Origin of the sequence: Streptacidiphilus pinicola (assembly GCF_003258295.1) — a bacterium.
Taxonomy (GTDB): domain Bacteria; phylum Actinomycetota; class Actinomycetes; order Streptomycetales; family Streptomycetaceae; genus Streptacidiphilus; species Streptacidiphilus pinicola.
Genome location: NZ_QKYN01000086.1, coordinates 62,291 through 70,350 on the forward strand (window position 1 = coordinate 62,291; position 8,060 = coordinate 70,350).

Consider the following 8,060-nt stretch of genomic DNA (forward strand, 5'->3'; position numbering starts at 1 on the left):
CGCGGCGGCGTCGTCATGTTCGGCGTGACGGCACTTGTTGGCCCACCACCTTCGGCGTGACAGCACTTGTTGGCCCACCGCCTTCGGCGTGACAGCACTTGTTGGCCCACCGCCTTCGGCGTGGACATGAACCACTCCCACCCACGACATGTAGAGTCTGCGCAACCAGTCGCGACACGTACGGACGAGCCAGGAGCCCCGCCGTGCTGATCACCCACGACACCGAGTGCGCACTCGACGTGCTGGTGGAACTGCTGAACACCTCCCCCAAGGCCGGTGGCCACGAGGGGCTGCCCGACCTTGCCGCCTTGCGCGGCTTCGTGGTGCGCCGCGAGATGAGCGACGTCGGTCAGCTGACCCAGGGGGATCTCGACGCCGTGCGCCGGCTGCGGCAGAGGTTCTGGGACGTGCTCGACGCGTCGAGCACCCGGGAGGCCGCCGAGCTGCTCAACGCGATGATCGCGCGGGCGGGCACGACGCCGCGGCTGACCGACCACGACGGCCACGACTGGCACGTGCACTACTTCGCGCCCGGCGCGGCCCTGGCCGACCGGCTGGCCGCCGAGGCCGGGATCGCGCTGTCGCTGGTGATCGTGGCCGGGGAGCGGGACCGCCTGCGGCACTGCGAGGCGCCGGACTGCGTCCGGGTCTTCGTCGACCTCTCCCGCAACCGCTCGCGTCGCTACTGCGACAGCCGCACCTGCGGCAACCGGCTGCACGTCGCCGCCTACCGCGCCCGGCAGCGCACCGCGCCGCCCGCCGAGGCAGAACGCGGCGTCGGCGTCGGGTCGTGACACCGGACGCGTCCGCCAGACCCTCCCCCGCGGGACCCGCCGAGTCGGTGCGGTCGCTGGAACTCTTCTTCGACCTCGTCTTCGTCTTCACCATCACCCAGATCGCGGGTGTCCTGGTGGAGCACCCGGACCTCGGCGGTCTGGCGCGTTCCGCGCTGCTGCTGACGATCATCTGGTGGATGTACGGGGGCTTCGCCTGGCTGACCAACGCGCTCGACCTGGACCGCACCGGCCCGCGGCTGCTCCTGCTGCTCGGCACCGCGGGCTTCTTCGTGATGTCACTGGCCGTGCCGCGCGCCGGCGGGCCCGGCCCGTGGGGCGTGGTCTTCGGGGCGGCCTACCTGGGCGTGGTGTCGGTGCACTTCGTCGGCTTCCTGCGCACCTCCGGCCGGCGCGGCATCCACCGGATCGGCCCCTACAACTTCGCCAGCGCCCTGGTGGTGCTCGCGGCCGGGTTCGTCCCGGCCGACCACCGCGCCTGGGTGTGGGCGCTGGCCTGCCTGATGGAGTGGGTGACCCCGTTCGTGTCGGGCGTCGGCGGCTTCACGGTGGGTGTCGGCCACTTCGTCGAGCGGCACGGGCTCGCCGTGATCATCGTGCTCGGCGAGTCCATCACCGAGGTCGGCGCCGCGGCGAGCCATCTCGACGACCTGACCACCGTGCTGCTCGGCTCGCTGCTCGCGCTGGCCGCGAGCGCCGCGATGTGGTGGCTCTACTTCGACCGCGAGGAGGAGGACAGCGCCGGGCTGCTGGAGCTCATCCCGGTCGAACGGCGCCCGCACGCGGCGCTGTGGTCCTTCGGGTACTCCTACCTGGGGCTGATCTTCGGGATCGCGGTCACGGCGGTCGGCATGCAGAAGTCGCTGGACTCCTTCGGCCGTCCGCTGCACGAGCTCTCCGCCGTTCTGCTGCCGCTCGGCGTCGGCCTGTTCCTCGTCGGCCTGGCCTGTTTCCATCGGGTGCTGGCGGGCGCGTGGCCGGTGCGCCGCCTGGTCGCGGCGGTCGCGATCGCCGCCGCCGGGATCCCCGCCTCGCGCTGGTCCGGCGGCGGAACGGCGCTGGCCGTGACGACGGCGCTGCTCGTCGGCCTGGTCGCCTGGGAGCAGCGGGCCCGGATGACGTCCGCGCTCAGATCCCGCGGCGCTTGAGGATCTCCTCGACGTCCGAGAAGTCGCCGAGGTCGGCGGTGGGCGCCTCGCTCCTGGCGGGGAGGGCGGCTCCCGCCGCGCGTCCGGGCGGCGTGCCGGGCTTGCCGCCCCGCGCGGGCACCTCCCCCTGCTCCTTGCCGCGCCGGCGCCCCCGGCCGGCCCGGACGCCCGTGGCGAGCAGAAGCAGCACGGTGGCGCAGAGCATCACCACGCCGACCCAGACCTTCGGGTCGAAGACCAGGTGGCTGCCCCAGTCGGCAAGGGTCGTGCCGATGTTGCGGAAGACCGTGACCAGGCCCGTCAGGTACAGGCCCGTCGGCACCAGCGCCACGGCCAACCAGCGCAGCGCGGCCCGGAACCGGCCCCGACTGGCGGTCGTCACCGCGATCACGACGCCGAGGGCCGAGAGTGCCATGCAGATGATCGCTGTCATGATCGTGCTCTCCTTGCTGCGCGCCTCCGCTGCAATGACATCCTTCCCACAATGGGAGACTTGCGAGCATGACCGAAAGTTCCACGCCCCGGACCGTCGAGTTCTGGTGCGACCTCCAGTGCCCCGACTGCGCGACCGCGCTCGACGACGTCCGTGCGCTGCGCGCCGCGCACGGTGACGGCGTCGACGTCGTGGTGCGGCACTTCCCGCTGGAGAAGCACAAGTTCGCCTTCCCGGCCGCCGAGGCCGCGGAGGAGGCGTTCGCGCAGGGCCAGGGCTGGCCGTACGTGGAGGCGCTGCTCGGCCGGATCGAGGAGCTGGACCGCGGCGGCACGGGCTTCCTGGTCAAGCTGGCGGGCGAGCTGGGTCTGGACGGCGAGGAGCTGGACACCGCCCTGATCGACGGCCGCCACAGCTTCACCGTCGAGGCAGACCACGCCGAGGGCAAGGCGATCGGCGTCAAGGGCACGCCGACCTACGTGGTCGCGGGCAAGGTGCTGGACGGCTCGAAGAGCCAGGAGGGCCTGCGCGAGCGGATCGAGTCCCTGCTGGGCTGAGTCACAGGCCGACTCAGAGTTCCTTGCCCACCGCCCAGCGGAAGGTGCGGTAGCCGAGGGACTCGTAGAGGCGTTCCGCCGGGGTGTTGCCCGCATGGACGTTGAGGGCGAGGTCGTGCAGGCCCGCGGCGAGGGTGACCTGCTCCGCGAGGAGCATCAGGGCACGCCCGTGGCCGCGCCCCCGGAACGGCTCGGCGACCTCGACCTTGTAGACCCACGCGGGCCGCTCGTCGGAGGGCTGCAGCGGGGCCGGGGCGGAGACCCAGATGGTGCCCACCACCTCGTCCTCCGCGAGCAGGCGGGTGATCGAGACGCCGGGGGTGTCCAGGCCCTGCGGGAGCAGCCGGGTGTGGTCCGCCACCGACTTGGCCCTGCCCTGCTCCGGCGTGAGCCCGGTGTGCTGGACCAGCCTCTCGGCGTAGCCGCCGACCTGCTCGTCGTGCCACGCCGCGAACTCCGCCGCCGCCATCGGCCGGGAGGTGAGTCCGGTCGGCAGCTCCGGCGGCGTGACCGGGAGGGACTTGACCATGTTGCGCGCGGTCAACAGGTATCCGAGGTTCCGCATCCAGCGCAGCGACCGGTCGACGACCGGGCCCTCCTCACCGATGACGGAGCCCTCGGACCGGGTGCAGCCCCAGGCGCGCAGGATCTCCTCCCCGGCCAGAACCGCGATGGTGCCGCGTCCTCGGCCGCGGTCCGGCTCGTTCACCAGGAGCCCGTAGATCTGGCCGACGCCGTCCGGTGACGCCTCGAGCCGCACGCCGCCGACCTCGCGGCCGTTGACGCAGATCGCGTAGGAGCGCTCGCGGGTGCCGCGGGCATCGGTGCGTTCCGGGCCGGTCGGCCGCAGGGTGGTGGTCAAGCGGGATTCCTCACAGACGCGCGGAGACGGGGCAAAGGCCGGCGGACCGTCAGGGCTCGAAATCGGCGGCCATCCGCTCAGCGAAGATCGCCATGGCCTTGGCCGTGACCGGGCCCGGCGCGCCCGGCAGGTCCCGCTGGTCGATCCGGGCCACGGCCTGGACGTCACGCAGGGTGCCGGTGAGGAAGACCTCCTCGGCCTCCTCCAGTACCGAGGCCGGCAGGTCCGCCTCCTCGGCGTCCGTCCACTCCAGGACCAGGGCGCGGGTGATGCCCGCGAGGCAGCCGGAGGTCAGCGGCGGGGTGAGCAGCCGGCCGCCCAGGACCACGAAGACGTTGGAGCCGGTGCCCTCGCAGAGCCGGCCGGCGGTGTTGGCGAGCAGCGCCTCACTCGCGCCCTGCTCGTGCGCGCGGGCCAGCGCGACGACGTTCTCGGCGTACGAGGTGGTCTTCAGCCCGGCGGTCGCGCCGTGCTCGTTGCGGGTCCACGGGACAGTGACGACGGCCGCGGTGTCCGGCCGCCGCGGCGTCTCGCCGACGGCGATGACCAGCGTCGCGGGGGCGTCGCCGCGGTCCGAGCCGAGTGGCGCGAGGCCGCCGGTGTAGGTGATCCGCAGCCGGCCCAACGCGACGGGGTTGGCCTCCAGCACGGCCGCGCAGGCCCGCTCGACCTCGGCCCGGTCGGGCGCGGGCAGCCCGAGCCCGCGGGCGGAACGGTCCAGCCGGTCGAGGTGCCGCTGCAGCGCGAAGGGCCGCCCTTCGACGGCCTTGACCGTCTCGAAGACGCCGTCGCCGACCGTCATGCCGTGGTCCAGCACGGACACGGTCGCGTCGGCGGGGTCCGCCAGCGCTCCGTTGACCCAGATGCGCACGGTCGCTCTCCTCGCTGTGGGCCGGGGCAAGTCACTTTCGTGATCTCCCTGCCGTGATCTCACTGCCTCGATCCTAGTGGCGTGGCCGCGCTCAGCTCCGGGGTGCGGTCGATTCCCCGGAGGCGACGGCGAGCAGCCGTGAGGCCTTGAGCTCCGTCTCGTCCCACTCGCGGTCGGGGTCCGAGCCCCAGGTGATGCCCGCGCCCGTTCCGAAGCGGACCGTCGCCTCGCCCACCGGGCCGCGCTCGACCCAGAACGTGCGGATGCCCACCGCGAGTTCGCCGACGCCGCGGTCGGCGTCGACCCAGCCGACCGCACCGCAGTAGGGGCCGCGGGGCGCGGTCTCCAGCTCCTCGATGATCCGCAGCGCGCTGCTCTTGGGTGCGCCGGTGACAGAGCCGGGCGGGAAGGCCGCGTCGAACAGCTCGGGCCAGCCCGCGTCCGGGCGGAGCTCGCCCTGGACGGTGGAGACGAGGTGGACCAGGCCGGGGTGCTTCTCCACCGCGCACAGGTCCGGCACGGTCACCGTGCCGGTCGCGCAGACGCGCGAGACGTCGTTGCGGACCAGGTCGACGATCATGACGTTCTCGGCGAAGTCCTTCTCCAGCAGGTCGGCCTCGGTGCGGCCGGTGCCCTTGATCGGGCCGGAGAGGACGACCGCGCCGGTGCGGCGCAGGAACAGCTCCGGGGAGGCGGTGGCGACCTCGACGCCGTGGTCGGGGAGCCGGACCGTGCCCGCGTAGGGGGCCGGGTTGCCGTGGGCCAGACGCGTCGTCAGCGCGTCCACGTCGGCGCGGGCGGGGTCCGGCAGGGGCGCGCTCAGGATTCGGCAGAGGTTCGCCTGGTAGACCTCGCCGGCGGCGATGTACTCGCGGATACTGCGCACGCCGTAGACGTAGGCGTCACGGTCGAGCGAGCTGTGCCAGGCCGCGCGCTCGGGGCCGAGCCAGCCGGCGGGATCGGCGCGGGGAAACGATTCCTCGGCCCGCACGTCCGCGAACCGCGCGCAGGTGATCCCGCCCTCGAAATCCGCGACGACCGCCCAGAATCCCGACCCCTCCAGCACCGCCGGATCATGACTGACCTCCCGCAGCCCGGTCGCGACCCGCCCCGCGAAGCGGGCCATGGCTGGGGTGGCGGAGGGGTGCTGGGTCACGTCGGTTCTGACTCCTGTGCGAATGCGGCGGTGGCGGAAGTCTAGGTCTCCGCAGGCCGGAGCGCCGCTGGGGAGGGGCCTGGGTGCGGCACGCAGGGGATACGGAATTTGAGCTGGGCCCGGAATCCGCTAGAGTTCAACACGTCGCCGGGACGCGGACCGCGGGAATAAAAGCGGGAGGCCGAACGGAGATCACGCGGACGTGGCTCAGTTGGTAGAGCATCACCTTGCCAAGGTGAGGGTCGCGGGTTCGAATCCCGTCGTCCGCTCTGAGTAGGGGGTTGCCTGTCGACCCCCCGCCTCGGTGGAGTGGCCGAGAGGCGAGGCAACGGCCTGCAAAGCCGTGTACACGGGTTCAAATCCCGTCTCCACCTCCATGCGCGATTAGCTCAGCGGGAGAGCGCTTCCCTGACACGGAAGAGGTCACTGGTTCAATCCCAGTATCGCGCACTGACCCCTCACAGGGTTGTGCATGACAGCAGTACCACCCGCGCGATTAGCTCAGCGGGAGAGCGCTTCCCTGACACGGAAGAGGTCACTGGTTCAATCCCAGTATCGCGCACTGACCCCTCACGGGGTTGTGCATGACAGCAGTACCACCGCAGTACCACCCGCGCGATTAGCTCAGCGGGAGAGCGCTTCCCTGACACGGAAGAGGTCACTGGTTCAATCCCAGTATCGCGCACCATCGCAGGTCAGAAAGTCAGAAGGGCCCCGACGGAGAGATCCGTCGGGGCCCTTCTGCATCCCCCGGGCCGAAAAGCGAGAGAGTGCGGGAGCGAGCCCGGTCAGCCCTCACCGACAGACCGGACCCGCACCCGCGGTCCTTGGGGTGCAGCGGAGCGCGCCTCAGCGGCTCATCATCTGCACCATGGTGTTCGCCTGGAGGGCGAACTGGTGCCAACCCCCGAAGGCGTAGGCGAGCAACGCGGCGACGGGCAGCGCGATGGCGAGCGCCACCAGGGGGTTCCTGGTGCCGGTTCCCGTCGCCCGACGCCGACGCGGCGGCTGGCTCCCGGTCTGCTGCATGGCCATCACTGACTCCCCCATCCACCTCTAGGTCGGGTTGTTTCTTGGTCGCGGCAGGCGAGGATCCTCGGGGGACGAGCGTCCCGCCCACCGCGCAACAACAACGTTAGGCGGCCCTTTCTTCCCGGTCGTCATGCCAGCGCAGGGTCCTGCGGGCCCTCCCAGGGAGGAGCCTCCGACCTGAGGACTACTACCCCAGGCGGAGGGCGCCCCAGGGGCGGTCTCAGGGTTGTCCCTGACTGCCCCCCGCGCCGGACGGGCGCCGCACTCTGCGTTGCGTATCAGCACACCGGCTCGCACAGTCCGTAAGCTGTGGTCCTGGCAATCAGCAATCCGTGCTCGGGCATGCCCAGCACACCCCCGGCGACGGGGACCTGACGGTGGGACGGCAATGTGACGAAGATGCGGCTCCGGCGCGAGGACCCGCGACTCGTCGGGCCCTATCGCCTGCACCGCAGGCTGGGCGCGGGCGGCATGGGGGTCGTCTACCTCGGGTCGGACCGCAAGGGGCAGAAGGTCGCCCTCAAGCTGATCCGCGCCGAGCTGGCCGAGGACTCCGAGTTCCGCACCCGCTTCGCGCGGGAGGTCGCCGCGGCAGCGCGGATCCGGGGCGGCTGCATCGCGCGGCTGGTCTCCTCCGACATCGAGGCCGAGCGCCCCTGGCTGGCCACCGTCTACGTGCCCGGCCCCTCGCTCTACGCCCGGGTCGGGGACGAGGGCCCGCTGCCGTGGGCGGAGGTCGCCGCGATCGGCTCGGCCCTGGCCGACGGCCTGGTCCAGGTGCACGAGGCCGGCGTGGTGCACCGTGACCTCAAGCCGTCGAACATCCTGCTCTCCCCCAAGGGCCCGCGGATCATCGACTTCGGCATCGCCTGGTCCAGCGGCGCGAGCACGCTCACCCACGTCGGCACCGCCGTCGGCTCCCCCGGCTTCCTCGCACCCGAGCAGGTGCGCGGCGTGGCGGTGACGGGAGCGACGGACGTCTTCGCGCTCGGCAGCACGCTCGCCTACGCGGCGACCGGCGACACACCCTTCGGCTCCGGCAGCTCCGAGGTGATGCTGTACCGGGTGGTGCACGAGGAACCGGATCTGACGGGTGTTCCGGCGGCGCTGGCCCCGCTGCTGCGCTCCTGCCTGGCCAAGGACCCGGCGGAGCGGCCCACTCCGGCCCAGGTCCACGAGCGGCTGCGGGAGCTCGCCGCGCGCGGCG

General features: G+C 72.2%; 9 protein-coding genes and 5 tRNA genes. 9 read left to right on the forward strand and 5 right to left on the reverse strand.

The window, feature by feature from the left end; genetic code table 11:
- The first annotated feature begins 203 nt into the window (after positions 1-203).
- Together DN069_RS40205 and DN069_RS40210 are read left to right on the forward strand one after the other, a co-directional pair.
- A complete protein-coding gene (locus tag DN069_RS40205) occupies positions 204-794 on the forward strand; it encodes a CGNR zinc finger domain-containing protein (protein WP_111503449.1) in 591 nt (196 codons plus the stop codon).
- Between the two features lie 47 nt (positions 795-841).
- A complete protein-coding gene (locus tag DN069_RS40210) occupies positions 842-1,942 on the forward strand; it encodes a low temperature requirement protein A (RefSeq protein ID WP_165845593.1) in 1,101 nt (366 codons plus the stop codon).
- Here DN069_RS40210 and DN069_RS22080 read toward each other — a convergent pair.
- Positions 1,923-2,375 carry a hypothetical protein gene (locus DN069_RS22080; protein WP_111503451.1) on the reverse strand — a complete coding sequence of 151 codons (453 nt, stop codon included), beginning with the start codon at positions 2,373-2,375 and terminating at the stop codon, positions 1,923-1,925. The two genes, DN069_RS40210 and DN069_RS22080, sit on opposite strands and share 20 nt — an antisense overlap.
- 68 nt (positions 2,376-2,443) lie before the next feature.
- Between DN069_RS22080 and DN069_RS22085 the strand changes: the two genes are divergently transcribed.
- Complete coding sequence (locus DN069_RS22085) at positions 2,444-2,932, forward strand: DsbA family protein (RefSeq protein ID WP_111503453.1); 489 nt, start codon at positions 2,444-2,446, stop codon at positions 2,930-2,932.
- A gap of 13 nt (positions 2,933-2,945) precedes the next feature.
- Here the strand turns inward: DN069_RS22085 and DN069_RS22090 are convergent, their stop codons facing one another.
- The 3 genes from DN069_RS22090 to DN069_RS22100 all read right to left on the reverse strand — a co-directional run bounded on the left by DN069_RS22090 (position 2,946) and on the right by DN069_RS22100 (position 5,791).
- A complete protein-coding gene (locus DN069_RS22090) occupies positions 2,946-3,794 on the reverse strand; it encodes a GNAT family N-acetyltransferase (RefSeq protein WP_111503455.1) in 849 nt (282 codons plus the stop codon).
- Between the two features lie 49 nt (positions 3,795-3,843).
- Positions 3,844-4,665: an aminotransferase class IV gene (locus DN069_RS22095; protein ID WP_111503457.1), complete on the reverse strand. Its 822-nt coding sequence runs from the start codon at positions 4,663-4,665 to the stop codon at positions 3,844-3,846.
- A 91-nt stretch (positions 4,666-4,756) separates the two neighbouring features.
- Positions 4,757-5,791, reverse strand: coding sequence for a chorismate-binding protein (locus DN069_RS22100; RefSeq protein ID WP_111503471.1), 1,035 nt, complete (start codon positions 5,789-5,791; stop codon positions 4,757-4,759).
- Positions 5,792-6,017: 226 nt separating this feature from the next.
- Between DN069_RS22100 and DN069_RS22105 the strand changes: the two genes are divergently transcribed.
- The 5 genes from DN069_RS22105 (at position 6,018) to DN069_RS22125 (ending at position 6,509) form a co-directional block, all read left to right on the forward strand.
- Positions 6,018-6,090, forward strand: a tRNA-Gly gene (locus DN069_RS22105).
- A 34-nt stretch (positions 6,091-6,124) separates the two neighbouring features.
- Positions 6,125-6,198: transfer RNA gene (locus DN069_RS22110), tRNA-Cys, on the forward strand.
- Between the two features lies 1 nt (position 6,199).
- A tRNA-Val gene (locus DN069_RS22115) sits at positions 6,200-6,271 on the forward strand.
- A gap of 40 nt (positions 6,272-6,311) precedes the next feature.
- A tRNA-Val gene (locus tag DN069_RS22120) sits at positions 6,312-6,383 on the forward strand.
- A gap of 51 nt (positions 6,384-6,434) precedes the next feature.
- Positions 6,435-6,509, forward strand: a tRNA-Val gene (locus tag DN069_RS22125).
- A 161-nt stretch (positions 6,510-6,670) separates the two neighbouring features.
- On the opposite strand, the gene DN069_RS22130 is transcribed toward DN069_RS22125, so the two are convergent.
- Entirely contained in the window at positions 6,671-6,856 is a 186-nt protein-coding gene (locus DN069_RS22130) for a hypothetical protein (protein WP_133260008.1), read from the reverse strand.
- A gap of 396 nt (positions 6,857-7,252) precedes the next feature.
- On the opposite strand from DN069_RS22130, the gene DN069_RS22135 reads away from it, so the two are divergent.
- A partial coding sequence (locus DN069_RS22135; RefSeq protein ID WP_133260009.1) for a serine/threonine-protein kinase occupies positions 7,253-8,060 on the forward strand: 808 nt, incomplete at its 3' end.